The sequence below is a fragment of the Streptomyces sp. NPDC018964 genome, from assembly GCF_044390325.1.
Classification (GTDB): domain Bacteria; phylum Actinomycetota; class Actinomycetes; order Streptomycetales; family Streptomycetaceae; genus Streptomyces.
Map to the genome: position 1 here is coordinate 299,779 of NZ_JBIRYZ010000008.1, position 26,071 is coordinate 325,849.

Here is a 26,071-nt window from a genome sequence, read left to right on the forward strand (position 1 = left end):
AGAACGACACAAAGTGCGGTCCTGGGTACGTCGCTGTCAGTGCCCCTGCGTAGTGTTCTGGTCAACCGCGACCGCGCGGCAACAGGGGAAGTTCGAGAGGGGAATCAGCGCGTGACCGTCAACATGACCAAGGGTCAGGCCATCAGTCTGCAGAAGAACGACGGCGGCAGCCTGACCGCGGTGCGCATGGGTCTCGGCTGGCAGGCGGCTCCCCGTCGCGGCCTGTTCGGCTCGCGCACCCGTGAGATCGACCTGGACGCCTCGGCCGTCCTGTTCGCGGACAAGCAGCCGGTCGACGTCGTCTTCTTCCGCCACCTCGTGAGCGACGACGGCTCGGTGCGCCACACCGGTGACAACCTCGTCGGCGGTGTCGGACAGGGCGGCGACGACGAGGCCATCCTCGTCGACCTCGCGCGCGTCCCGGTCCACATCGACCAGATCGTCTTCACCGTGAACTCCTTCACGGGCCAGACCTTCCAGGAGGTGCAGAACGCGTTCTGCCGCCTCGTCGACGAGACCAACGGCCAGGAGCTCGCCCGCTACACGCTGGCCGGCGGTGGCGCCTACACGGCTCAGATCATGGCGAAGGTGCACCGCACGGGCACGAACTGGACGATGACGGCCCTCGGCAACCCGGCCAACGGCCGCACCTTCCAGGACCTGATGCCGACGATCCTGCCGGTCCTCTAGGCACCGCACCCGAGGCCGGGACACGGCACGCGACACATCACACGCGACACAGGGGGACGAAGGCGATGACGGCCGAGCTGGTGCGGGGACAGAACCACCCGCTCTCCCAGTCCCGTCTGGAGATCCGGATCTCGGCCGGCACACCGGTCGTGGCCGCGGCCGCGCTCGGCGACGAGAACGGCCGGATCCACGGAGTGGAGTGGGTGGCCCACCCGGGCGCGCCCACCCAGCCCGGTCTGGAGGTGTCGCGGCAGGCGGCCGCCGACCACCGTCTCGCGGTGGACCTGGACGCCATGACGGACGCGGTCCACCGGGTCAGTGTGCTGCTCGCCCTGCCCATCCCGGGCGGTGGTCCCGTCCGGTTCGGCGCGGTGGCGGCCCCCTTCGTCGCCGTCACCGGCCTGGACGGCGGCGAGATCGCCAGCTACACCATCACGGGCCTGGAGCCCGAGTCGGCCGTCGTCGCGCTGGAGCTCTACCGGCGGCAGGGTGCCTGGAAGGTGCGCGCCGTCGGCCAGGGCTACGCGGGCGGCCTCGCCGACCTCCTCGCCGACCAGGGCCTGCCCGAGGCCGTACAGCTCGCCGGGACCATCGACGAGGCCGTCGCGCGGGGACTCACCCGCTCCGTGCAGGCGCCCCCTCCCCGCCCGGCCGACGGCGACCGCTCCCGTCAGCCGGCCGCTCCCGCGATCGGCCCCGACCAGGGCGGCACCGCACCGCAGGGCGCCCCCGGCCCCGTACCGCCGTCGTACGGCGGGCAGCCGGCCGGCGGACCGGGACAGACCGGGCCGCAGCCGTCGTACGGCGGAACCGGTGCCGCGGACCCGTCCGCCACCACCGGCGGCCCGATCGACTACAGCCACCCCGGCCGGCGGAACTCCGCCCCGCCGCCGCCCCCGCCCACCGCGCCGCCGGCGCGGCCCGGACAGCCCGCGCAGCCCGTCGCGGGGGACGCGACCGGCTGGTCCATGGAGGAGCGGCTCTACAACCAGGTCTGGGGCATGTTCGAGGACCTGGCCCGTACCGCCGCCGCCTACCGCAGCGCCGTCGACTTCGCCGAGTCCCGCATGGACAAGGAGCTGGAGCAGGCCCTGTCCGATCCGCGCAGCCGGATCGGCGGTCAGGGCGACGCCGCGCGCGAGGCCGCCCGGGCCCGGCACGCGCACCTCGTCGACCAGGCGCGAGAAGTCCTCGACCGGGACCTCGCCCAGCTCGTCGCCGAGGCCGACGTCGTCGAACCCGCGCTGCCCCCGGCCTTCGCCCGCTGGGACAACCCCGCCTGGCACGCCTACCGGGTGCCGATGGAGATACCCATGGCGCTGCGCCTGGGCGACCTGCGGCTGCCCGAGGCCGACCGGATCCGCATCCCGATGCTGCTCCGGCTGCCGCTGGAGCGCGGTCTGTGGATCGACAGCGGACGGGCCGACTCGGCCGACGGGTCGTTCACCGACTCCCACGACATGCGGCGCCTCGCCATGGAGACGGCGGTGACGCACGCGGCCCGGCTGCTCGCCGTCTACCCGGCGGGCCAGTTCACCGTGCACGTCATCGACCCGGCCGGATCCGGGGCGCAGCCGCTGGAGCCGCTGACCCGGACCGGTGTGCTGGCGGCCCCACCGGCCCAGGGCGCCGCGGGGGTGACGGAGGTGCTGGGCCGGCTCACGCAGCGGGTCGACCTGGTGCAGATGGCGCTGCGCGGAGGCGCCCCCGACGCCCTGCCGCCCGGCTTCGACACCTCCCAGCAGTTGCTGATCGTCAACGACTTCCCGCACGGCTTCGACGACCGGGCCGTGAACCAGTTGCGCTACCTCGCCGACGAGGGCCCGTCCGTCGGGGTCCATCTGATGATGGTCGCCGACCGCGAGGAGTCCGCGGGCTACGGTCCGCTCCTCGACCCGCTGTGGCGTTCGCTGCTGCGACTGACTCCCGTGCCCGATGACCATTTGGCCGACCCGTGGGTCGGACACGCCTGGACGTACGAGCCGCCGCTCGTGCCGCCGGGAAGCCAGGTCCTCCACCAGGTGCTCACCCAGGTCGCGGCGGCCCGCCGCTCATGGGGCAGGTGACCTCCCCGCACCTTTGGCCAAGTTCGCGTAAAGCTCCACCACCTGGAGCTTTGTATCTTTCTTTACCCACCTCTTTACCAATCCTTGGTGATTGGGTACTGTTGACCGCACGGAGGGGAGTACTCCCTGTCTGTGCGGCGACCCCGTCAATACGGATCAGGCCAGATCCCGGGGCGTCGGCCCGAAGGACCGTCCGGACGCGACCGAGCGCCGGCGACCCGGGTGGAAGAGACCTCCGGCAGCGACGACGCTGACATTTGCCGTGTGACGTACCTGCCGGAGGCGCAGTGGATGTTTCCCCGACCCTATGGGTCCTGACGATCGTGGGCCTGTGCGTCCTCATCGCGGCCGACTTCTTCATCGGCCGCAAACCGCATGACGTGTCCATCAAGGAAGCCGGTATCTGGACCATCGTCTGGATCGTCCTGGCCGCGCTCTTCGGACTCGGCCTGCTGATCTGGGGCGGAGGCCAGGCCGGAGGCGAGTTCTTCGCCGGCTACATCACCGAGAAGTCGCTGAGCGTCGACAACCTCTTCGTCTTCGTCCTGATCATGGCGAAGTTCGCGGTGCCGTCGCAGTACCAGCAGCGGGTGCTCCTCGTCGGTGTCCTCATAGCCCTGGTGCTGCGCGCGATCTTCATCGCCGCCGGCGCGGCGATCCTCGCCAGCTTCTCCTGGGTGTTCTACATCTTCGGCGCCTTCCTGATCTGGACCGCCTGGAAGCTCATCCAGGAGGCCAGGGCCGACGAGGAGGACGAGGAGTACGAGGAGAACAAGCTGCTCAAGGCTGCCGAGCGACGCTTCGGCGTGGCCGACCGGTACCACGGCACCAAGCTGTGGATCGAGCAGAACGGCAAGCGGGTCATGACCCCGATGCTCGTCGTCATGCTCGCCATCGGCACCACGGACATCCTGTTCGCGCTCGACTCGATCCCCGCGATCTTCGGCCTGACGCAGGACCCGTACATCGTGTTCACGGCGAACGCGTTCGCGCTGATGGGCCTCAGGCAGCTGTACTTCCTCATCGGCGGCCTGCTGAAGAAGCTGGTCCACCTCTCCTACGGCCTGTCGATCATCCTCGGCTTCATCGGCGTGAAGCTGGTGCTGCACGCACTGCACGAGTCCGGGGTACACGTCCCCGAGATCAGCATCCCGGTCTCGCTGGGTGTGATCTGCGCGGTCCTGATCGTCACCACGATCACCAGCCTGCGGGCCTCCCGCAAGCAGGCGGAGGCCGAGGCGGCAGTGGGCCGGGGAGAGGACCCCGTGAAGAACGACATCGACGTCTGACACTGTCGGACACCGGAACGCCCGGCCCGGGAGCGGAGGTCAGCACATCACCGACCACCGCTCCCGGTCCTGTCCGTTCCCACCCCGCGCCGCGTGCCGGCGCCGACCGAATGCGACTCGTACGAGGAGGCCATGCGTGACCATGATGACCCCGAGACGATCAGGATCGCGGAGCGGAGGGGCACGCCGTGAGGCGGTGACCCCCCCTACGCTCCCCGGGGTCGGCCGGTGGTCGAAGGAGCGCAGTGAGGTGCGCCACCCGTTCACGTCTGCGACGATCGCCCCATGACCGCTCGGCTCAGGTCACTCGCGGCACAGTGGACGACCCTGGTGCCGGTGTTCGCCGTGGTTCTGCTGATCCTGACCTGGGGACGCGAACTGCCCGGCTGGATCGTCGTACTGGTGACCGCGGTCCTCGCGGGATCCGTGCTGGCGGCCGTGCACCACGCCGAGGTGGTCGCGCACCGGGTCGGTGAGCCCTTCGGCTCCCTGGTCCTCGCGGTCGCCGTCACCGTCATCGAGGTGGCGCTGATCGTCACGCTGATGCTCGACGGCGGGGACAAGAGCGCGACCCTCGCCAGGGACACCGTGTTCGCGGCCGTGATGATCACCGTCAACGGCATTCTCGGACTGAGCCTGCTGGTGGGCTCACTGCGCCACGGCACGGCGGTGTTCAATTCGGAAGGCACCGGCGCGGCCCTCGCCACGGTCGCGACACTGGCGACCCTCAGCCTGGTGCTGCCGACGTTCACCACGAGCAAGCCGGGCCCGGAGTTCTCCACCGTGCAGCTCACGTTCGCGGCGCTCTCCTCACTGACCCTCTACGCCTTGTTCGTGGCGACCCAGACCGTCAGACACCGCGACTACTTCCTGCCGATCGTCAAGCAGAGCGAGACGGCCACCACCGAGCAGGAGCACGCCGAGGCGCCCTCCACGCGCACCGCCCTGATCAGTCTCGGGCTGCTGGGCCTGGCCCTGGTCGGCGTGGTCGGGCTGGCCAAGGGAGTCTCACCCACGATCGAGTCCGGAGTGGAGGCCGCCGGGCTGCCCCACTCCGTCGTCGGTGTGATCATCGCCCTGCTGGTCCTCCTCCCGGAGACCATCGCCGCGGTGCGCGCCGCGCGCCGCAACCAGGTGCAGACCAGCATGAACCTCGCGCTCGGCTCGGCGATGGCCAGCATCGGCCTGACCATCCCCGCCGTCGCGCTCGCCTCCCTCTGGCTCCCCGGTCCGCTCGTCCTCGGGCTCGGCAACACCCACCTGGTGCTGCTCGCCCTGACCATGGTGGTGGGTGCGCTGACCGTGGTCCCCGGGCGGGCCACACCACTGCAGGGAGGCGTGCACCTGGTGCTGCTCGCGGCCTATCTGGAGCTGGCGGTCAACCCCTAGCGGGGAGCATGACCTGTGATGTCCGTCCGGCGGCGGGGGACGCGCTCTCTCCAGGGCTCGTGGCCGTCCGGAGACCTGGTTCTCCGGGCGGCCCACGAGCAATGCCGGGAAGCGTCCGAGGCACGGCCGCGCGGTCGCCCGGTGCGGGCCGGGGCGGAGCTCAACGGCCATGCGCCGCACCGTGATAAACCGGGTCCGAGCAGCGGTTCCGGCGAGGACCGCCCCACCCCGACGGACCGGAGGAACCGTGCCCCGCAACCTGGCTGACGCCCCCATCATGATCCTCAACGGCCCCAACCTGAACCTGCTGGGACAGCGCCAGCCGGAGATCTACGGCTCCGACACGCTCGCCGACGTGGAGGCGATGTGCACCGAGGCGGCGGCGGCACGGGGCGGCACGGTGGATCTGCGCCAGTCCAACCACGAGGGCCGGCTGGTGGACTGGATCCACGAGGCGCGGCTGAACCACTGCGGGATCGTCATCAACCCCGGCGCCTACTCGCACACCTCCGTCGCCATCCTGGACGCCCTCCAGGCCTGTGACGGCCTGCCCGTGATGGAGGTCCACATCTCCAACATCCACCGGCGCGAGTCCTTCCGGCACCACTCCTACGTCTCCCTGCGCGCCGACGGGGTCATCGCGGGATGCGGGGTGCAGGGGTACGTGTTCGCGGTGGAGCGGATCGCGGCGCTGGCCGGACCCGGAGTGGCCGAGGCGTAAGCCCCGTCTCACCAGCCCCGCGCGCGCCACTCCGGCAGATGCGGGCGTTCCGCGCCCAGAGTGGTGTCGTCGCCGTGCCCGGGATAGACCCAGGTCTCGTCCGGGAGGACATCGAAGATCTTGGTCTCGACGTCATGGATCAGACTGGCGAACGCCTTCGGGTCCTTGTGGGTGTTGCCCACACCGCCCGGGAACAGGCAGTCCCCGGTGAACACATGCGGATGCCCGTGGGGATCGTCGTAGACCAGGGCGATCGAGCCGGGCGTGTGCCCGACCAGGTGGCGGGCGGTGAGCTCCACCCGGCCCACGCGGATGGTGTCGCCGTCGTCGACCGGCACGTCGGTCGGCACCGGGATGCCCTCGGCGTCCTCCCGGCCCGCGTGGGTGCGGGCGCCGGTGGCGGCGACGACCTCGGCGAGCGCCTGCCAGTGGTCGCCGTGCCGGTGGGTGGTGACGACGGACGCGATGCCGTCGTCACCGATCGTCCCCAGCAGGGTCCTCGCGTCGTTGGCCGCGTCGATCAGCAACTGCTCGTCGGTGGCCCGGCACCGCAGCAGATAGGTGTTGTTGTCCATGGGGCCGACCGCGACCTTGGTGATCATCAGGTCCTTGAGTTCGTGCACGTCGGCTGGGCCGCCGACCGTCACCCGCCCGCTGTACGTCATGACCGTCAGCCTATAGCGGGAACCCGCGCCGGACAGGTGCTACAGCGGGGGAAGCGACGGAAGATCGCCGCCCTTGACCGTCAGGGCGGCGCCGTCCCGGCGGCCGGAGAGCCAGCCGAGCAGGTCGGCCGCCCTCCCCTCGACCACGACCGGGCCACCGGCCTCCTCGCCGCCGGTCGTCCAGGTCCTGCCGTCCACGGTGGCGAGGGCGGTCGACGGTACGTCCGGGTGGCCGGCGAACCGCGCCGCGAGGAAGTCGATCTCCCGCTCCGTGAAGTCCGGCGGAAGGTCCTCCAGCTCGTAACCGATCCCGAGGTCCACATGGTGCAGCTCCACCTCGATCCACCGGCGGAACGGCACCCGCTCCGCCCGGTCCGTGATCCCGTTGCGCAGCTGCACCGTGCGTGACCAGTCCGCCGGGGCCGCGCCCGCCGAGCGGAAGCGCTCCCCGCTCTCCCGCAGGTCGGCGAGGTGCACGTCGAGGGAGCGCGGCGCGTCCCGCTCGATGTCGGCGTCCCGGGCCTCGTCGGAGGCGTACATGGGGCGGCCCTCGAAGACGTTCACCAGGGCGTCCGCGTTGCGGGCCAGGTGGGCCAGGACGTGGCCGCGGGTCCAGCCGGGCAGCCGTGACGACTGGGTCACAGCCGCGTTGTCCAGTGCGGCGACCGCGGTGAGCAGCCGGTCGGTCGCTGCTTGTACAGACGCCAGGTCATCAGCGTGATCAATCATGGTGCTGACCCTAGCCCCGTCACACCTTCGGGTGAAGGTGGCGAAGCCGTACCCTAAATCGAATGCACGTGCTATATGGTCGTGTTCGGCGTCGGGCATGCTGGAGAGCCGGGGTTTGTTGACAACCCGTGAATCCGAACCGGCGTTGTCAGTGGCTCCCCCTAGTCTGAGGAAGACGGGGGCCCCGCCCCTGTCACTTCTCTCAAGAAAGGTGCGGACCGGCGTGGCCGACCGTCTCATCGTCCGTGGAGCCCGCGAGCACAACCTCAAGAACGTCTCGCTCGATCTCCCGCGCGACTCGCTCATCGTCTTCACGGGCCTGTCGGGGTCGGGCAAGTCCTCGCTGGCCTTCGACACGATCTTCGCCGAAGGACAGCGGCGCTACGTGGAGTCGCTCTCCTCGTACGCCCGGCAGTTCCTCGGCCAGATGGACAAGCCGGACGTCGACTTCATCGAAGGTCTGTCCCCGGCGGTCTCCATCGACCAGAAGTCGACCTCCCGCAACCCGCGCTCCACGGTCGGCACCATCACCGAGGTCTACGACTACCTGCGCCTGCTCTTCGCGCGCATCGGCAAGCCGCACTGTCCCGAGTGCTCCCGGCCGATCTCGCGCCAGTCGCCGCAGGCCATCGTCGACAAGGTCCTGGAACTGCCCGAGGGCAGCCGCTTCCAGGTGCTCTCCCCGCTGGTGCGCGAGCGCAAGGGCGAGTTCGTCGACCTCTTCTCCGAGCTCCAGACCAAGGGCTACTCCCGCGCCCGGGTGGACGGCGAGACGATCCAGCTCTCCAGCCCTCCCACGCTGAAGAAGCAGGAGAAGCACACCATCGAGGTGGTCGTCGACCGCCTCACGGTCAAGGACGGCGCCAAGCGCCGCCTCACCGACTCCGTCGAGACCGCCCTCGGCCTGTCCGGAGGCATGGTCGTGCTCGACTTCGTCGACCTCCCCGAGGACGACCCCGAGCGCGAGCGCATGTACTCCGAGCACCTGTACTGCCCGTACGACGACTTGTCCTTCGAGGAACTGGAGCCGCGCTCCTTCTCCTTCAACTCACCCTTCGGCGCCTGCCCCGAGTGCACCGGCATCGGCACGCGCATGGAGGTCGACCCCGAGCTGATCGTCCCCGACCCGGACAAGAGCCTCGACGAGGGCGCCATCCACCCGTGGTCGCACGGCCACACCAAGGACTACTTCGGCCGTCTGATCGGCGCCCTCGCGGACGCGCTGGGCTTCCGCACCGACATCCCGTTCGCCGGCCTGCCGCAGCGCGCCAAGAAGGCCCTGCTGCACGGCCACAAGACCCAGGTCGAGGTCCGCTACCGCAACCGCTACGGCCGCGAGCGCCGGTACACCACGGCCTTCGAGGGCGCCGTCCCCTTCGTCAAGCGCCGGCACAGCGAGGCCGAGAGCGACGCCAGCCGCGAGCGCTTCGAGGGCTACATGCGCGAGGTGCCCTGCCCCGCCTGTGAGGGCACCCGGCTCAAGCCGGTCGTCCTCGCCGTCACGGTCATGGGCAAGTCCATCGCCGAGGTCTCCGGGATGTCCATCAGCGACTGCGCGGACTTCCTGGGCGAGCTGAAGCTCACCGCCCGCGACAAGAAGATCGCCGAGCGGGTGCTCAAGGAGGTCAACGAGCGGCTGCGGTTCCTGGTCGACGTCGGCCTGGACTACCTCTCGCTCAACCGCGCGGCGGGCACGCTCTCCGGCGGCGAGGCACAGCGCATCCGCCTGGCCACCCAGATCGGCTCCGGACTCGTCGGCGTGCTCTACGTCCTCGACGAGCCCTCCATCGGCCTGCACCAGCGGGACAACCACCGGCTGATCGAGACCCTGGTCCGGCTGCGCGACATGGGCAACACGCTCATCGTCGTCGAGCACGACGAGGACACCATCAAGGTCGCCGACTGGATCGTCGACATCGGCCCCGGCGCCGGTGAGCACGGCGGCAAGGTGGTGCACAGCGGCTCCCTCAAGGAGCTCCTCGCCAACGCCGAGTCGCAGACCGGCCAGTACCTGTCCGGCAAGAAGGCCATCCCGCTGCCCGACGTCCGCCGCCCGCACGACCCCTCGCGCCGGCTCACGGTGCACGGCGCCCGCGAGAACAACCTGCGGGACATCGACGTGTCCTTCCCGCTGGGCGTCTTCACCGCGGTCACCGGTGTCTCCGGCTCCGGCAAGTCCACCCTGGTCAACGACATCCTGTACACCCACCTCGCCCGTGAGCTGAACGGCGCGCGCAGCGTCCCCGGCCGGCACACGCGCGTGGACGGCGACGACCTCGTCGACAAGGTCGTCCACGTCGACCAGTCGCCCATCGGCCGCACCCCGCGCTCCAACCCGGCGACGTACACGGGTGTCTTCGACCACGTCCGCAAGCTGTTCGCCGAGACCACCGAGGCGAAGGTCCGCGGCTACATGCCGGGCCGCTTCTCCTTCAACGTCAAGGGCGGCCGCTGCGAGAACTGCGCGGGCGACGGCACCATCAAGATCGAGATGAACTTCCTCCCGGACGTGTACGTCCCGTGCGAGGTCTGCCACGGCGCCCGTTACAACCGGGAGACCCTGGAGGTCCACTACAAGGGCAAGTCCATCGCCGACGTCCTGAACATGCCGATCGAAGAGGCCATGCACTTCTTCGAGGCGGTCCCGGCCATCTCCCGCCACCTGCGGACGCTCAACGACGTCGGTCTCGGCTACGTCCGCCTCGGCCAGTCCGCGACCACCCTGTCCGGCGGAGAGGCGCAGCGCGTGAAGCTCGCCAGCGAGCTGCAGAAGCGCTCCACCGGCCGCACGGTCTACGTCCTGGACGAGCCGACCACCGGTCTGCACTTCGAGGACATCAGCAAGCTGTTGAAGGTCCTGTCCGGCCTGGTCGAGAAGGGCAACACGGTCATCGTCATCGAGCACAACCTCGATGTGATCAAGACCGCCGACTGGGTCATCGACATGGGGCCCGAGGGCGGTTCCGGCGGTGGCCTGGTGGTCGCGGAGGGCACCCCGGAGCAGGTCGCCGGCGTACCGGCCAGCCACACCGGCAAGTTTTTGCGCGACATCCTGGGGGCGGAGCGGATCAGCGACGCCGCGCAGGCCCCGGCCCCGCGCAAGGCGGCGAAGAAGACGGTCGCGGCCAAGACCGGCACGAGGAGGACGGCCACCAAGAAGATCGACGGTACGGCCCCCGCGAAGACACCCGCCAAGAAGACGGCCACCAAGGCCGCCGCGAAGAGGACGACGCGGGCGCCCAAGGCCTGACCGGCCCGCACCCGTACGCGCCGTGCCGCACGGAACCCCCGTGCGGCACGGCGCGTACGCGCGTCAGACGGCCTCCGGCTCCAGTTCACGGGCGTACGGCGGCTCCGCGCCCGCGCGTGAGCAGGTGACCGCCGCCGCGCGCGCCGCGAAGCCGAGCAGGTCCGTCCAGCCCTCGTCGCCCAGCGCGGCCACCCCCGCGTCACTGAGCGCGTCCCGCACCGCCAGGCCGTGCAGCAGCGCCGCGTTCACCGTGTCACCGGCGCCGATCGTGTCCACCACCTCGACCCGCTCACCCGGCACGGAATACTCGCCGCCGTCACGGGTGAACGCGGTCAGCCCGTCACCGCCCCGGGTGACCACGACCGCCGCCGGACCGGCCGCCAGCCACTCCTTCGGGGACCCGCCGAGCCACTCGGCGTCCTCCGCGGACAGCTTCAGCAGCGACACCGACGGCAGCCAGCTGTGGAACCGGGCCCGGTAGGCGTCGGCGTCGGGGATGAGACCCGCCCGGATGTTGGGGTCCAACGCCGTGAAGACGCCCTGCGCGCGGGCGGTGCGCATCAGCTCCTCGTACGCGCTCGCACCCGGCTCCAGCACGAGGGAGCAGGTCCCGAAGGACACCGCGCGGGTGCCGGCCGGCAAGGCGCCGGGGGCCGTGAACAGGCGGTCCGCCGTCCCCTCCACGTAGAAGGTGTACGCCGCGGAGCCGTCCGCGCCGACGGTGGCGACGGCCAGCGTCGTCGGCTCGTCACCGCGCTGCACCGACGACAGGTCCACACCGGTCTCCCGCAGCCGGTCCAGCAGCGCCGTACCGAAGGCGTCGCGCGACACCCGGGAGCAGAACGCGGTGGGGGAGCCGAGGCGGCCCAGTGCCACCGCCGTGTTGAACGGGCCGCCGCCGAGCGCCGGCGTCAGCGGCGCGAGCGCGCCCGCGCCGCGCGGTACCAGGTCGATCAGTGCCTCACCGGCCACGACGATCACGAGGGGTTCCCTTCTCCGAAGGTCTCCGAAGGACCGGGCTTCACGACCCGCCGGCTTCGCACAGCCGTACGCCACGTGCCGCCTCTCGGGTGGGGACCGTATCCCATTCGCCGGACGTGCGTAAACGCCTGCCGGGCCACCTCGCGACAGCCCCCGCCCTTAGCCGGAACGATCACTCCCGGTATCGTCCCCGATGTCCACCCGCGCATCGTCGTCCCACCCGTGGAGCCCTCATGCCCGCCCGCCGCCCCGCCGTGACCCGCCGCACCGTCCTGCGAGGCGCGGCCCTGACGCCCGTGGCCGGACTGGGCCTCACCGCGTGCGGGAGCACCGAGGAGGGCGCCGCCCCGCTGACCGGCCCCGTCGAGCTGGGCCCCGAGGGCGAGGTCGCCGAGGGCGGCGCGAAGCTGTACCGGGACCACAACGTCGTGGTCAGCCGGAGCGGGGACGGCACCCTCAAGGCGTACGACACCGTCTGCACCCACGCGGGATGCCCCATCAACAAGCTCGAGGGCACGAAGCTGGTCTGCCCCTGCCACGGCAGCGAGTTCGACGCCACCACCGGCAAGGTGCTGCGCGAGCCGGCCGTGGCCCCCCTGAAGACGCTGGCCGTCGAGGTGAAGAACGGCACGCTGGTCGTCAGGCCGCAGACCTGACCGGGATCACTCCCAGTCCCAGGCGATCCCCACGTAACCCGACCGCACGCGCGGTTCCACCAGGTGCACCGAGCGGTGCCGCCCGCTGAGCACCAGCTCCTGGTGGCCGCCGCGCGGTGCCGCCGCCGAGTGCTGGGTGAACCGGTGGCAGCGCACCGGGAGCGTCCCGGAGCCGAAGCACACCTGGAGCGCGTACTGGCCGCCGGGGGACTCCACCCCGCGCACGTACTCGTGCGAGACGCCCGCCGTGCCGTCCTCGACGGCGTAGCGGAAGAGGAAGGTGTCACCGGCCCGCAGCCGGGTGTCGAAGAGCAGCTCGGCCGCGAGCACCCCGCTGTCGTGGTGCCGGCGCACGCGCCCGGTACGGCAGTTCTCCAGCGCCCGCACGGTCATCCGCTCCGGCACGGCGCCGGGGTCGCCGTGGTGGACGGCCACATAGCGGTCGACGCCGTCCCGGTGGGCGCGCACGATGTGGTGCGACTCGCGCTCCGCCAGTTCGCGGCGCGCCCCGATCCGTATCCGTTCGTGGTGCCCCAGGGTGTGCAGTCCGCCGTCGCGCGGGGCGCCGGACTCGGCCAGCAGCCGTTCCCGTACGTCCGAGGCCTCGACCAGGGAGCGGTAGGACCGCCCCGGGGAGTGCCGGTCCGCCGCGTGCTCGTCCGGCTGGGCGAGCAGCCGGATCAGCGACTCCTCCGGCAACTGCAGGATCTCCTCCAGCGCCCGTACGGCGCGCAGCGATTCCGGGCGCTGCGGGCGGCGGGCGCCCTGCTGCCAGTAGCTCAGACTGGTGACGCCGACCTTCACGCCGTGGCGCGACAGATGGTGCTGCACACGCTGCAACGGCAGCCCCCGCGCGGCGATCGCCGCGCGCAGGGCGACGTGGAAGGGGCCGCCGCGCAGGGCCGAGTCCAGTTCCGCGGTGACGGGGTCCGCGTGCGGTGTGGCGTGCGGCATGCAGGGGCCTTTCTGTGAAGTCCGCGACGGCTGGTCAGACCGTCGCGCGGGCACCCCGGAGCCGCCCCCGCCGGCGTGGCGGAGTCCTTGCGTCCGTACGCCGTCGTTCAGGTCCCGGAGTTCCCCCGCATTGAAGCGTGTTGACCAAGCCCCGACAACACCTGACGCCCGACAGCGGCGCATCCCGGCCGCGTCGGCCCCACGGCCCGCCGGTTCCGTCCCGGTCCGTCGGCCCTACGACGCGCCGCCCCCGTCCCGGTCCCCCAGCCGCGACCGCAGGCGCTTCGCGCGCACGATGTCGGGATCGCGCGGGTCGAGGGAGTCGAGGAGGCCGGACGCCTCGTCCGCGTACCGGCGGGTCCGGGCCGTCCGTCGTGGTTTCTCGATCCGCGTCCGTCGCATCCGACCAGCCCTCCGACTCGTGACCGCCCTCGTGGCCGTCCGCCGATCATCCGAGGGACGGAACCCCCACCTTCCCGCTTCCCGCACGCCGTAACCCATCCGGCCCCGGCCGGGCCCCGCCGTCCACAGGCCCGCCGCGGTGTCGGTCCCCGCCAGTAGGGTGTGAGACATGGCCGACCCCTCCAGCTACCGCCCCAAACCGGGTGAGATCCCCGACTCGCCGGGGGTCTACCGGTTCCGCGACGAGCACCGCCGGGTGATCTACGTCGGAAAGGCGAAGAGCCTGCGCCAGCGCCTGGCGAACTACTTCCAGGACCTGGCCGGGCTGCACCCGCGCACCCGCTCCATGGTCACCACGGCCGCGTCCGTGGAGTGGACGGTGGTGTCCACGGAGGTCGAGGCGCTCCAGCTAGAGTACTCCTGGATCAAGGAGTACGACCCCCGGTTCAACGTCAAGTACCGCGACGACAAGAGCTACCCGTACCTCGCGGTGACGATGAACGAGGAGTTCCCGCGCGTCCAGGTGATGCGCGGTCACAAGAAGAAGGGCGTGCGGTACTTCGGTCCGTACACGCACGCGTGGGCGATCCGCGACACCGTGGACCTGCTGCTGCGCGTCTTCCCGGTGCGCACCTGCTCGGCCGGGGTCTTCAAGAACGCCGCCCGCACCGGCCGCCCCTGTCTGCTCGGCTACATCGGCAAGTGCTCGGCACCGTGCGTGGGCCGCGTCTCCGCCGAGGACCACCGCGCGCTGGCCGAGGAGTTCTCCGACTTCATGGCCGGCCGCACGGGCGCCCACCTGCGCCGTCTGGAGCAGCGGATGACGGAGGCGGCCGAGGAGATGGAGTACGAGCGGGCCGCCCGCCTGCGCGACGACATCGGGGCGCTGAAGAAGGCCATGGAGAAGAGCGCGGTCGTGCTCGCCGACGCGACCGACGCCGACCTGATCGCGGTCGCCGAGGACGAGCTGGAGGCGGCCGTCCAGATCTTCCACGTGCGCGGCGGACGCGTGCGCGGCCAGCGCGGCTGGGTCACCGACAAGGTCGAGGAGATCACCACCGGCGCCCTCGTCGAGCACGCGCTGCAGCAGCTCTACGGCGAGGAGACCGGCGACGCGGTCCCCCGGGAGGTCCTGGTCCCCGCCCTGCCCGACCCGGTGGAGCCGGTCCAGCAGTGGCTGACGGAGCGGCGTGGCTCCGGTGTCTCCCTGCGCGTCCCGCAGCGCGGCGACAAGAGGGCCCTGATGGAGACCGTGGAGCGCAACGCCCAGCAGGCGCTCGTGCTGCACAAGACCAAGCGCGCCTCCGACCTGACCACGCGCTCGCGCGCGCTGGAGGAGATCGCCGACGCCCTGGAGCTGGACAGCGCCCCGCTCAGGATCGAGTGCTACGACATCTCGCACCTCCAGGGCGACGACGTGGTGGCCTCCATGGTCGTCTTCGAGGACGGACTGGCCCGCAAGAGCGAGTACCGCCGCTTCCAGATCAAAGGTCGTGTCGGAGACACGCAACTCTGGCACGGTGCGGGACAGGACGACGTCCGTTCCATGCACGAGGTGATCACCCGCCGCTTCCGCCGCTACCTCGCGGAGAAGGAGCGCACGGGGGAGTGGACCGACGGCGAGGACCCCGGCGCCGAAGGGCCCCCCGGAGGCCTCGCCGAGCCGCCCGCCAACACCCTCACGGAGGACGACGGCCGGCCCAGGCGCTTCGCCTACCCGCCGCAGCTCGTCGTCGTCGACGGCGGCGCGCCGCAGGTCGCGGCGGCCCGGCGGGCGCTGGACGAGCTGGGCATCGACGACATCGCCGTGTGCGGCCTCGCCAAGCGTCTGGAGGAGGTCTGGCTGCCGGACGAGACCGACCCGGTGGTGCTGCCGCGCACCAGTGAGGGCCTCTACCTGCTCCAGCGGGTCCGCGACGAGGCCCACCGGTTCGCGATCACCTACCAGCGCGCCAAGCGCGCCAAGCGCTTCCGGGCCGGCCCGCTGGACGACGTGCCCGGCCTCGGCGAGACCCGCAAGCAGGCACTGATCAAGCACTTCGGTTCGGTGAAGAGGCTGCGATCGGCGACAATCGACCAGATCTGCGAGGTTCCGGGCATAGGCCGCAAGACGGCCGAGACGATCGTCGCGGCGTTCGCCCGGGCGGCACCCGCCGCCCCGGCCGTGAACACGGCGACGGGCGAGATCATGGACGACACGGACCAGATCATGGATGACAGGGGAGAACCCGGGCAGGCGACGGATTCTCCCGGGGAGCCCGTGTCCACGGGCGCCCCGGACGGACGACGGGGGCAGGAACGATGACCGAGCACGAGACGGGGCCCGCGCCGGAGCGGGACCGGACCCAGCAGGAGACGGGCGGGGAAGGCGCCGGCCCGGCCGCCGCCCGCCAGGACGACGGAGCACAGGTGAGTACGGGCAAGGAAAAGGCCGGGGTGCCCGAGGTGGCCATCCCCGAGCTGGTGATCATCTCCGGCATGTCCGGGGCCGGCCGCTCGACGGCCGCGAAGTGTCTGGAGGACCTCGGCTGGTTCGTCGTGGACAACCTGCCGCCCGCTCTGATCCCCACCATGGTGGAGCTCGGCGCGCGCTCCCAGGGCAACGTGGCGCGGATCGCGGTCGTCGTCGACGTCCGCGGCCGGCGCTTCTTCGACAACCTCCGCGAGTCCCTCGCCGACCTCGACGGGCGGGGCGTCACCCGGCGGACCGTCTTCCTGGAGTCCTCCGACGACGCCCTGGTGCGCCGCTTCGAGTCGGTGCGCCGCCCGCACCCCCTCCAGGGCGACGGCCGCATCGTCGACGGCATCGACGCCGAACGGGAGCTGCTGCGCGAGCTGCGCGGCGACGCCGACCTGGTGATCGACACCTCCAGCCTCAACGTGCACGAGCTGCGCGCCAAGATGGACGCCCAGTTCGCCGGCGAGGAGGAGCCCGAGCTGCGGGCCACCGTCATGTCCTTCGGCTTCAAGTACGGCCTGCCGGTCGACGCCGACCTGGTCGTGGACATGCGGTTCCTGCCCAACCCGCACTGGGTGCCCGAGCTGCGCCCGTACACCGGACTCAACGAGGAGGTGGCGTCGTACGTCTTCAACCAGCCCGGCGCCAAGGAGTTCCTCGACCGGTACGCCGAGCTGCTGCGGCTGGTCGCCGCGGGCTACCGTCGTGAGGGCAAGCGCTATGTGACCATCGCGGTCGGCTGCACCGGCGGCAAGCACCGGTCGGTCGCCATGTCGGAGAAGCTCGCCGCCCGGCTCGCCGCCGAGGGCGTGGAGACGGTGGTGGTCCACCGGGACATGGGACGGGAATGACACGACGTACTCCGCGGCTGAGCCGGCTGCGCAGAGCGGTCCCCGAGGGACGCGCGAGCCGGCCGGCCGAGACCCGTGGCGCGAGACCGCGCCGCCGGGGTGCCCAGCCCAAGGTCGTCGCCCTCGGCGGCGGCATGGGCCTGTCCGCCTCGCTCGCCGCGCTGCGCCGGATCACCGGCGACCTCACCGCCGTCGTCACCGTGGCCGACGACGGCGGCTCCAGCGGGCGCCTGCGCGACGAGCTGGGCGTGCTGCCGCCCGGTGACCTGCGCAAGGCCCTGGCCGCGCTGTGCGGCGACGACGACTGGGGCCAGACCTGGGCCCGCGTCATCCAGCACCGCTTCCAGTCCCAGGGCGACCTGCACGAGCACGCGGTCGGCAATCTGCTGATCGTCGCCCTGTGGGAGCAGCTCGGCGACCACGTCCAGGCCCTCGACCTGGTGGGCCGGCTGCTCGGCGCGCACGGGCGGGTGCTGCCCATGTCCGCCGTGCCGCTGGAGCTCCAGGCCCGGGTCCTGGGCCACGACCCCGAGCGGCCCGACGAGATCGGCACCGTCCGCGGCCAGGCCACCGTCGCCCTCACCCCGGGCGAGGTACAGTCCGTGCACCTGGTGCCGAACGACCCGCCCGCCGTCCCCGAGGCGGTCGCGGCGGTCCTCGACGCCGACTGGGTGGTGCTCGGCCCCGGCTCCTGGTTCTCCTCGGTCATCCCGCACCTGCTCGTGCCGGAACTGCTGGACGCCCTCATCGAGACCAAGGCGCGCCGGGTACTCTCCCTTAACCTCGCGCCGCAGCCAGGAGAAACCGAGGGCTTCTCCCCGCAGCGTCATTTGGAGGTTTTGGGACGACACGCCCCTAAACTCGCCCTGGACGTGGTGCTGGCCGACGAGGCCGCCGTGCCCGACCGCGACTCCCTGACCGACGCCGCCCGGCGGTTCGGCGCCGCGGTCGAGCTGGCCCCGGTGGCCAGGCCCGACGGAAGCCCCCGGCACGACCCGGAGCTGTTGGCCGCCGCGTACGACCGTATTTTTCGGATGCATGGAAGGATCGGCCCATGGCGATGACGGCAGCGGTGAAGGACGAGATCTCCCGGCTCCCCGTCACCCGGACCTGCTGCAGGAAGGCGGAGGTCTCCGCCGTTCTGCGGTTCGCCGGCGGCCTCCACCTGGTGAGCGGGCGCATCGTGATCGAGGCGGAGCTGGACACCGCGATGGCGGCCCGCCGCCTCAAGCGGGACATCCTGGAGATCTTCGGCCACAGCTCCGAACTGATCGTGATGGCCCCGGGCGGGCTGCGCCGCGGCTCGCGCTACGTCGTCCGGGTGGTCGCGGGCGGTGACCAGCTGGCCCGCCAGACCGGCCTGGTGGACGGCCGCGGCCGTCCGATCCGCGGTCTGCCCCCGCAGGTGGTCTCCGGGGCCACCTGTGACGCCGAGGCGGCCTGGCGCGGCGCCTTCCTGGCCCACGGCTCCCTCACCGAGCCCGGCCGCTCCTCCTCCCTGGAGGTGACCTGCCCCGGTCCCGAGGCCGCGCTCGCCCTGGTCGGCGCCGCCCGCAGGCTGTCGATCGCCGCCAAGGCGCGCGAGGTGCGCGGCGTGGACCGGGTCGTGGTCCGCGACGGCGACGCGATCGGCGCGCTGCTCACCCGGCTCGGCGCGCACGAGTCGGTGCTGGCCTGGGAGGAGCGCCGGATGCGCCGCGAGGTGCGCGCCACGGCGAACCGGCTGGCCAACTTCGACGACGCCAACCTCCGCCGCTCCGCCCGCGCGGCCGTGGCGGCCGGTGCCCGCGTCCAGCGCGCCCTGGAGATCCTCGCCGACGACGTCCCCGAGCACCTCGCTGCGGCCGGCCGGCTGCGCATGGAGCACAAGCAGGCCTCCCTGGAGGAGCTGGGCGCGCTCGCCGATCCGCCGCTCACCAAGGACGCCGTGGCCGGCCGGATCCGCCGGTTGCTGGCGATGGCCGACAAGCGCGCCGCCGACCTCGGCATCCCCGGCACGGAGGCCAACCTCGGCGAGGAGCTGGACGACAAGCTCATGGTCTGACGGACGCTCAGGCGACCGGCGTCGGCGCCCGTTCGGGTGGCCGGCGCCGGTTCTCACGTGGCGTGGCGGCACCCTTGACTCGATCATGATGTGTCATGAGCCTGGCATCTGTTCGCCGCTGTGGCGGACCACTTCCAGGGGGGCTCATGAGACACAGAGCGAGAACGATCCTCGCTGTCGGCACGCTCCTGATCGGCGGAGCGAGCCTCGCACCCATCGCCCAGGCACAACCCGGAAACCCCGCGGCCTCCGACACCGACGAGGTCAAGGTCTTCCGCGCCGACGTCACCAAGGAGCAGGTTCCCCTGCTCCTCGCGGCGGGGCAGGACGGCCACGAACTCGGTGAGCGGGTGCCCGACAAGGGCACGGCCACCGTGGAGGTCTACCTCACCGAGGGACAGGCCGGAAAACTGGAGGAACAGGGCGTCGACCTCACCGAGCACACGCTCTCCGCCCGGGCGGAGGACCGTGTCGAGGACGCCGCCGAGGGCGTGTTCCGCCCGTACAGCGGAGAGGGCGGTCTGCGCGAGGAGATCCTGCGCACCGCGCGGGAGAACCCCGACCTCACCAAGGTCGTCTCCATCGGCAAGACGGTCAGGGGACAGGACATCCTCGCCCTGAAACTCACCAAGAAGGCCAAGAAGACGAAGGACGGGTCGAAACCGGCCGTCCTCTACCTGTCCAACCAGCACGCGCGCGAGTGGATCACGCCGGAGATGACCCGGCGGCTGATGCACCACTACCTGGACTCGTACCGCACCGACAAGCGGATCAAGAGGATCGTCGACACCACCGAACTGTGGTTCGTCCTCTCCGTCAACCCCGACGGCTATGACCACACCTTCGCCGACGAGGACAACCGCCTCTGGCGCAAGAACCTGCGGGACGTCAACGGCGACGGCGCCATCGGCACCGGCGACGGCGTCGACCTCAACCGCAACTTCCCCTACAAGTGGGGCTACGACGACGAGGGCTCGTCCCCCAACCCCACCAGCCAGACCTACCGCGGCGCGAGCCCCGGCTCCGAGCCCGAGACCAAGGCCGTCGACGCCTTCGAGAAGCGGATCGGTTTCACCTACGGCATCAACTACCACTCCGCGGCCGAACTCCTCCTCTACGGGGTCGGCTGGCAGGTGGCCACGCCGACCCCCGACGACGTCCTCTACGAGGCCCTCGCCGGCACGCCCGACAACTCCGCGATCCCCGGCTACCACCCGCAGCTCTCCTCCGAGCTGTACACCACCAACGGCGAGGCCGACGGCCACGCGGCCAACGTCAACGGCATGGCGATGTTCACCCCCGAGATGTCGACCTGCCAGACCGCGTCCCAGACCGACCCCGACGACGAGTGGGACGCCGGTGACTGCCAGTCGATCTTCAACTTCCCCGACGACGAGAAGCTGATCCAGCAGGAGTTCGCGAAGAACATCCCGTTCGCGCTCTCCGTCGCCGAGACCGCCGCCCACCCCGACCGGCCGTCCTCCTCGGTCGGCCTGGAGGCCGCGGACTTCACCCCGGCGTCCTTCGGCACGTCGTACGCGCGCGGCGCCGACCAGGAGGTCTCCGTCGTCGTCCGCAAGGCCGTGCGAGACAAGGAGCTGAAGTACCGCGTCAACGGCGGCCGTACGCACGACGTGGACCTCAGGCCCTGGAAGGGCGGGGAGCGGTACGGCGGTGAGGACGACCTCTACTTCGACGGGTACCGGGCGAAGGTGAGGCACGGCGGGCCCGGCGACAAGGTCGAGGTGTGGTTCACCGGGGAGGGTCGCGGGGGCGAGGACGTCTCCAGCGAGCACTTCACCTACACCGTCGCCGAACGGCCCCGCGCGGACGTGCTCGTCGTCGCCGAGGAGGGCGCGAAGAGCACGCAGACCCGGAAGTACGTCGACGCGCTGAAGGCCAACGGCCGCCGCGCGGCGGTCTGGGACGTCGCCGAGCAGGGAGCCCCGGACGCGCTCGGCGTGCTGAACCACTTCGACACGGTCGTCCACCACACCGGCGCCGCCACCCCGGGCATCGCCACCCAGCTCCAGCTGCGGGCCTTCCTCAACGAGGGCGGCCGGCTGATCGAGGCGGGCGAGCAGGCCGGCGGCAGCGTCGACCTCGGCGGCGGCACCCTGTCCGACGACTTCAGCCAGTACTACCTGGGCGCCTACTCCCGCACCTCCACCCCCGGGGCCACGGCGTTCACCGGCTCCGGCGGCCTGGACGGCTTCACCGGCCCGCTCGGCGACACGCCCGGCAACCCGCTGGACGAGGCCGGCACCTACGGGATCACCTCCGACGAGCTGCCCGCCGAGCAGTACCCGCAGTTCGCGAGCGCCGGCGCCGGAGGGTTCCCCGACACGGTCAACCCGTACGGGCCCTACGCCGGCTCCTTCATGGCCGCCGCCGTGCACACCGACGACGGCTACAAGCGCCTCACCCGCACCATCGACCTCACCGGCACCGCCGCGGCCGACCGGCCCACCCTGCGCACCCAGCTGCTGTGGGACACCGAACCGGGCTACGACCACGTCGTCGTCGAGGCGCACACCGCCGGCGCCGACGACTGGACGACCCTGCCCGAGGCGGGCGGCGCGACCCGCACCACCGTGCCGAGCGAGTGCGCCGCCGGGTTCTACATGGGCGAGCACCCCTGGCTGGAGCACTACCTGACCCTGGGCGACGACGGCTGCGCCACGACCGGCACCACCGGCTCCTGGAACAGCCTCACCGGTTCCTCCAGCGGCTGGCGGCAGGTGGAGTTCGACCTGAGCGCCTACGCCGGGAAGACGGTCGAGATCTCCCTCGCCTACGTCACCGACCCGGGCAGCGGCGGCCACGGCGTCCTCGCCGACGAGGCCTCGCTCGTGACCGGTGGCACCGCGGCCGGCACCGAGGGCTTCGAGAGCTCGCTCGGCGCCTGGACGGTGCCCGGACCGCCCGCGGGCAGCCCGGCCGTCCTGAAGGACTGGACGCGCACCGGAGCGCTGTTCCAGACCTACGGAGCGGTCACCACCGGCGACACCGTGCTGCTGGGCTTCGGCCTGGAGCACCTCACCTCCGCGGCCGACCGGACCGCACTGCTGGGGAAGGCCCTGGCCGCCCTGGACGGGTGACACCTCGCGTCAACGCGTACTGACGATCCGTGACGAGATCGAGTGACGTCGGAGCGTCGGACGGGGCGGTCCGCACCCTACTCACGGGTACGGGCCGCTCCGCCGGGTATGGGGCAACTCGATGTCACGGCCGGAGCCCCGGAGATGTAGGGTCGGCAGTGGTCGGGGACATCCCAAACACAGCTCGCCGGCACATCGGGCCGGCGTACCAACGAGGAGATCGGTTCGTGACGATCCGCGTAGGCATCAACGGCTTTGGCCGCATCGGTCGCAACTACTTCCGCGCGCTGCTGGAGCAGGGTGCGGACATCGAGATCGTGGCTGTCAACGACCTGGGTGACACCGCGACCACCGCCCACCTGCTGAAGTACGACACCATCCTCGGCCGCCTCAAGCAGGAGGTCTCGCACACCGAGGACACCATCACCGTCGACGGCAAGACGATCAAGGTGCTCTCCGAGCGCAACCCCGCCGACATCCCGTGGGGCGAGCTGGGCGTCGACATCGTCATCGAGTCGACCGGCATCTTCACCAAGAAGGAAGACGCCGAGAAGCACATCGCCGGCGGCGCCAAGAAGGTCATCATCTCCGCCCCGGCGAAGAACGAGGACATCACCCTCGTCATGGGCGTCAACCACGAGCAGTACGACCCGGCCAACCACCACGTCATCTCCAACGCCTCCTGCACCACCAACTGTGTGGCGCCGATGGCGAAGGTGCTCGACGAGAACTTCGGCATCGTCAAGGGTCTGATGACCACGGTGCACGCGTACACGAACGACCAGCGCATCCTGGACTTCCCGCACAAGGACCTGCGCCGCGCCCGTGCCGCCGCCGAGAACATCATCCCGACCACCACCGGTGCCGCCAAGGCCACCGCCCTGGTGCTCCCGCAGCTCAAGGGCAAGCTGGACGGCATGGCCATGCGCGTCCCGGTCCCGACCGGCTCGGTCACCGACCTGGTCGTCGAGCTCTCCCGCGAGGTCACCAAGGAAGAGGTCAACGCCGCCTTCCAGAAGGCCGCCGAGGGCGAGCTGAAGGGCTACCTCGAGTACACCGAGGACGAGATCGTCTCCTCCGACATCGTCAACGCCCCGGCGTCCTGCACCTTCGACTCCTCCCTGACCATGGTCCAGGAGGGCAAGAGCGTGAAGGTCATCGGCTGGTACGACAACGAGTGGGGCTACAGCAACCGCCTCGTCGACCTGACGGTCTTCGTGGGCAACCAGCTCTGATCGCGGAGCGGGCAGCCTGATATGAGTGCAGGGCTCGGCCGGTGCGGCAACGCGCTGTCCGAGCCCTGACGCACGTATCGGAACGGCCGCCCGCTTTCGATCACGAGCGAACACGAGCGAACACGTCGCTGGGCACGTCGCTCCAGCCAGCTCTAGCCAGGGAGCCCCCATGAAGACGATCGACGAACTCCTCTCCGAAGGCGTCGCGGGCAAGCGGGTCTTCGTCCGCGCCGACCTCAACGTGCCGCTGGACGGCACGACCATCACCGACGACGGCCGCATCCGCGCCGTGCTGCCCACCGTCAAGGCCCTCGCCGAGGCGGGCGCCCGCGTGGTCGTCGCCTCCCACCTGGGCCGCCCCAAGGGCGCCCCGGACCCCGCCTTCTCGCTCGCCCCGGCCGCCGCGCGCCTCGGTGAACTCCTCGGCGCCGACGTCGCGTTCGCGACCGACACGGTCGGCGAGTCCGCGACCGCCACCGTCGCCGGCCTGGCCGACGGACAGGTCGCGGTCATCGAGAACCTGCGCTTCAACGCCGGTGAGACGTCCAAGGACGACGCCGAGCGCGCCGCCTTCGCCGACCGGCTCGCCGCCCTCGCCGACCTGTACGTGGGCGACGGCTTCGGCGCGGTGCACCGCAAGCACGCCTCGGTCTTCGACCTCCCGGCGCGGCTGCCGCACTACGCCGGCCACCTCATCGCCACCGAGGTCGGCGTCCTGAAGAAGCTCACCGACGACGTCCGGCGGCCCTATGTCGTCGCCCTCGGCGGCGCCAAGGTCTCCGACAAGCTCGCCGTCATCGACGAGCTGCTCGGCAAGGCCGACCGCATCCTCATCGGCGGCGGCATGGCCTACACCTTCCTCAAGGCCCAGGGCCACGAGATCGGCACGTCGCTGGTGCAGGAGGACCAGATCCCGGCCGTCCTGGAGTACCTGGAGCGCGCCGAGAAGAACGGCGTCGAGCTGGTGCTGCCGGTCGACACGCTGGTCGCCGCCGAGTTCCCCGACATGAAGACCAAGGCGCCGTCCCACCCCGCCAACGTCGCCGCGGACGCCATCCCGGCCGGCCACATGGGCCTGGACATCGGTCCCGAGACCCGCAAGCTGTACGCCTCGAAGCTCGCCGACGCCGCCACCGTCTTCTGGAACGGCCCCATGGGCGTCTTCGAGCACCCCGATTACGCCGAGGGCACCAAGGCGGTCGCCCAGGCCCTCATCGACTCCCCGGGCTTCACCGTGGTCGGCGGCGGCGACTCCGCCGCGGCCGTCCGCATCCTGGGCTTCGACGAGCAGGCATTCGGCCACATCTCGACCGGCGGCGGCGCCTCCCTCGAATACCTCGAGGGCAAGACGCTCCCCGGCCTCGCCGCACTGGAGGACTGACCCCGATGACCACCCGCACGCCGCTGATGGCGGGCAACTGGAAGATGAACCTCAACCACCTGGAGGCCATCGCCCACGTCCAGAAGCTCGCCTTCGCCCTCGCCGACAAGGACTACGAGGCCGTCGACGTCGCCGTCCTGCCGCCCTTCACCGACCTGCGCTCCGTGCAGACCCTGGTCGACGGCGACAAGCTGAGGATCACGTACGGCGCCCAGGACATCTCGGCGCACGACGGCGGCGCCTACACCGGCGAGATCTCCGGCCCGATGCTGGCCAAGCTGAAGTGCACCTACGTCGCCGTCGGGCACTCGGAGCGGCGCCAGTACCACGCCGAGACCGACGAGATCGTGAACGCCAAGGTGAAGGCCGCCTACAAGCACGGCATCACCCCCATCCTCTGCGTCGGCGAGGAGCTGGAGGTCCGCGAGGCGGGCAACCACGTCTCCCACACCCTCGCCCAGGTCGAGGGCGGTCTGAAGGACCTCCCGGCCGAGCAGGCCGAGACGGTCGTGATCGCCTACGAGCCGGTGTGGGCCATCGGCACCGGCAAGGTCTGCGGCGCCGAGGACGCCCAGGAGGTCTGCGCGGCCATCCGGGGCAAGCTCGCCGAGCTGTACAGCCAGGAGCTGGCCGACAAGGTCCGCATCCAGTACGGCGGCTCCGTCAAGTCCGGCAACGTCGCCGAGATCATGGCGCAGGCCGACATCGACGGCGCCCTGGTCGGCGGCGCCTCGCTGGACGCCGACGAGTTCGTCAAGATCGTTCGTTTCCGCGACCAGTGAGTATGCGCTAGCAGCGATCCGTCGTACCCTTGCGGGGTCCAGCACCGTGCTGGGCCCCGCGTCGTCCATCCGAATCCGAGGAAGTTGGTCCAGCCGTGGTTATGGGGTTCTCCATCGCCCTGATCGTCTTCAGCCTGCTGCTGATGCTGCTGGTGCTGATGCACAAGGGGAAGGGCGGCGGTCTCTCCGACATGTTCGGTGGCGGCATGCAGTCCTCCGTCGGCGGCTCCTCGGTCGCCGAGCGCAACCTCGACCGGATCACCCTCGTGGTCGGTCTGCTCTGGTTCGCGTGCATCGTCGTGCTCGGCATCACCATGAAGATGAACAACTGATCCGAGAGCGCGTCGCGCACCCATTTCCCAAGCATTCCGCACGTAAGGCCCCATGTTGGGTACGCGCAGCTGAGCGCGGCCTATCATGGGGCCTA

Annotated in this window: 21 protein-coding genes; 16 read left to right on the plus strand and 5 right to left on the minus strand. The window is 71.1% G+C overall.

The features are described from left to right. The first annotated feature begins 111 nt into the window (after positions 1 to 111). The 5 genes from ACH5AO_RS16615 (at position 112) to aroQ (ending at position 6,155) form a co-directional block, all read left to right on the plus strand. On the plus strand, positions 112 to 690 hold the full coding sequence (locus ACH5AO_RS16615) for a TerD family protein (protein WP_398925120.1): 579 nt from the start codon (positions 112 to 114) through the stop codon (positions 688 to 690). A 65-nt stretch (positions 691 to 755) separates the two neighbouring features. Next, positions 756 to 2,756, plus strand: coding sequence for a TerD family protein (locus ACH5AO_RS16620; protein ID WP_398925122.1), 2,001 nt, complete (start codon positions 756 to 758; stop codon positions 2,754 to 2,756). Between the two features lie 287 nt (positions 2,757 to 3,043). Continuing rightward, positions 3,044 to 4,045 carry a TerC/Alx family metal homeostasis membrane protein gene (locus ACH5AO_RS16625; RefSeq protein ID WP_398925124.1) on the plus strand — a complete coding sequence of 334 codons (1,002 nt, stop codon included), beginning with the start codon at positions 3,044 to 3,046 and terminating at the stop codon, positions 4,043 to 4,045. Positions 4,046 to 4,330: 285 nt separating this feature from the next. Beyond that, complete coding sequence (locus ACH5AO_RS16630; protein ID WP_398925126.1) at positions 4,331 to 5,434, plus strand: calcium:proton antiporter; 1,104 nt, start codon at positions 4,331 to 4,333, stop codon at positions 5,432 to 5,434. A 247-nt stretch (positions 5,435 to 5,681) separates the two neighbouring features. Beyond that, the gene (gene aroQ, locus ACH5AO_RS16635) at positions 5,682 to 6,155 is read left to right on the plus strand and encodes a type II 3-dehydroquinate dehydratase (RefSeq protein ID WP_398925128.1); all 474 of its coding nucleotides are present in this window, start codon (positions 5,682 to 5,684) and stop codon (positions 6,153 to 6,155) included. Between the two features lie 8 nt (positions 6,156 to 6,163). Here aroQ and ACH5AO_RS16640 read toward each other — a convergent pair whose 3' ends face one another. Further along, a complete protein-coding gene (locus ACH5AO_RS16640; protein ID WP_398925130.1) occupies positions 6,164 to 6,820 on the minus strand; it encodes an MBL fold metallo-hydrolase in 657 nt (218 codons plus the stop codon). A 39-nt stretch (positions 6,821 to 6,859) separates the two neighbouring features. Beyond that, positions 6,860 to 7,549, minus strand: coding sequence for a maleylpyruvate isomerase family mycothiol-dependent enzyme (locus ACH5AO_RS16645; protein ID WP_398925132.1), 690 nt, complete (start codon positions 7,547 to 7,549; stop codon positions 6,860 to 6,862). A gap of 223 nt (positions 7,550 to 7,772) precedes the next feature. Here ACH5AO_RS16645 and uvrA point away from each other — a divergent pair, with 223 nt between their 5' ends. Further along, a complete protein-coding gene (gene uvrA / locus ACH5AO_RS16650; protein WP_398925134.1) occupies positions 7,773 to 10,799 on the plus strand; it encodes an excinuclease ABC subunit UvrA in 3,027 nt (1,008 codons plus the stop codon). A 63-nt stretch (positions 10,800 to 10,862) separates the two neighbouring features. On the opposite strand, the gene ACH5AO_RS16655 is transcribed toward uvrA, so the two are convergent. After that, positions 10,863 to 11,780, minus strand: coding sequence for a carbohydrate kinase (locus ACH5AO_RS16655; protein ID WP_398925136.1), 918 nt, complete (start codon positions 11,778 to 11,780; stop codon positions 10,863 to 10,865). 233 nt (positions 11,781 to 12,013) lie between these two features. On the opposite strand from ACH5AO_RS16655, the gene ACH5AO_RS16660 reads away from it, so the two are divergent. Further along, positions 12,014 to 12,436: a Rieske (2Fe-2S) protein gene (locus ACH5AO_RS16660; protein ID WP_398925138.1), complete on the plus strand. Its 423-nt coding sequence runs from the start codon at positions 12,014 to 12,016 to the stop codon at positions 12,434 to 12,436. A 6-nt stretch (positions 12,437 to 12,442) separates the two neighbouring features. On the opposite strand, the gene ACH5AO_RS16665 is transcribed toward ACH5AO_RS16660, so the two are convergent. Further along, positions 12,443 to 13,390 (minus strand): hypothetical protein, encoded by a 948-nt coding sequence (locus tag ACH5AO_RS16665; protein ID WP_398925140.1) that lies wholly within the window; start codon positions 13,388 to 13,390, stop codon positions 12,443 to 12,445. Between the two features lie 234 nt (positions 13,391 to 13,624). Beyond that, positions 13,625 to 13,792, minus strand: coding sequence for a hypothetical protein (locus ACH5AO_RS16670; protein ID WP_398925142.1), 168 nt, complete (start codon positions 13,790 to 13,792; stop codon positions 13,625 to 13,627). Between the two features lie 169 nt (positions 13,793 to 13,961). Between ACH5AO_RS16670 and uvrC the strand changes: the two genes are divergently transcribed. The 9 genes from uvrC to secG all read left to right on the plus strand — a co-directional run bounded on the left by uvrC (position 13,962) and on the right by secG (position 25,976). Continuing rightward, the gene (gene uvrC, locus ACH5AO_RS16675) at positions 13,962 to 16,097 is read left to right on the plus strand and encodes an excinuclease ABC subunit UvrC (RefSeq protein ID WP_398925144.1); all 2,136 of its coding nucleotides are present in this window, start codon (positions 13,962 to 13,964) and stop codon (positions 16,095 to 16,097) included. Continuing rightward, entirely contained in the window at positions 16,094 to 17,101 is a 1,008-nt protein-coding gene (rapZ, locus tag ACH5AO_RS16680; protein WP_398925146.1) for an RNase adapter RapZ, read from the plus strand. Before uvrC ends, rapZ begins: the two co-directional genes overlap by 4 nt. Continuing rightward, on the plus strand, positions 17,098 to 18,165 hold the full coding sequence (gene yvcK / locus ACH5AO_RS16685) for a uridine diphosphate-N-acetylglucosamine-binding protein YvcK (protein ID WP_398925148.1): 1,068 nt from the start codon (positions 17,098 to 17,100) through the stop codon (positions 18,163 to 18,165). Before rapZ ends, yvcK begins: the two co-directional genes overlap by 4 nt. After that, the gene (gene whiA, locus ACH5AO_RS16690) at positions 18,156 to 19,145 is read left to right on the plus strand and encodes a DNA-binding protein WhiA (protein WP_030858707.1); all 990 of its coding nucleotides are present in this window, start codon (positions 18,156 to 18,158) and stop codon (positions 19,143 to 19,145) included. Before yvcK ends, whiA begins: the two co-directional genes overlap by 10 nt. A gap of 146 nt (positions 19,146 to 19,291) precedes the next feature. Then, positions 19,292 to 22,246, plus strand: coding sequence for a M14 family zinc carboxypeptidase (locus ACH5AO_RS16695; protein ID WP_398925150.1), 2,955 nt, complete (start codon positions 19,292 to 19,294; stop codon positions 22,244 to 22,246). A gap of 227 nt (positions 22,247 to 22,473) precedes the next feature. After that, a complete protein-coding gene (gene gap / locus ACH5AO_RS16700; RefSeq protein ID WP_398925153.1) occupies positions 22,474 to 23,481 on the plus strand; it encodes a type I glyceraldehyde-3-phosphate dehydrogenase in 1,008 nt (335 codons plus the stop codon). 169 nt (positions 23,482 to 23,650) lie between these two features. Further along, positions 23,651 to 24,862, plus strand: a complete 1,212-nt coding sequence (locus ACH5AO_RS16705) for a phosphoglycerate kinase (protein WP_398925156.1) — start codon at positions 23,651 to 23,653, stop codon at positions 24,860 to 24,862. Between the two features lie 5 nt (positions 24,863 to 24,867). After that, positions 24,868 to 25,644 carry a triose-phosphate isomerase gene (gene tpiA, locus ACH5AO_RS16710; RefSeq protein WP_030858699.1) on the plus strand — a complete coding sequence of 259 codons (777 nt, stop codon included), beginning with the start codon at positions 24,868 to 24,870 and terminating at the stop codon, positions 25,642 to 25,644. Positions 25,645 to 25,745: 101 nt separating this feature from the next. Next, positions 25,746 to 25,976 (plus strand): preprotein translocase subunit SecG, encoded by a 231-nt coding sequence (secG, locus tag ACH5AO_RS16715; protein WP_030224637.1) that lies wholly within the window; start codon positions 25,746 to 25,748, stop codon positions 25,974 to 25,976. Positions 25,977 to 26,071: the final 95 nt, after the last annotated feature.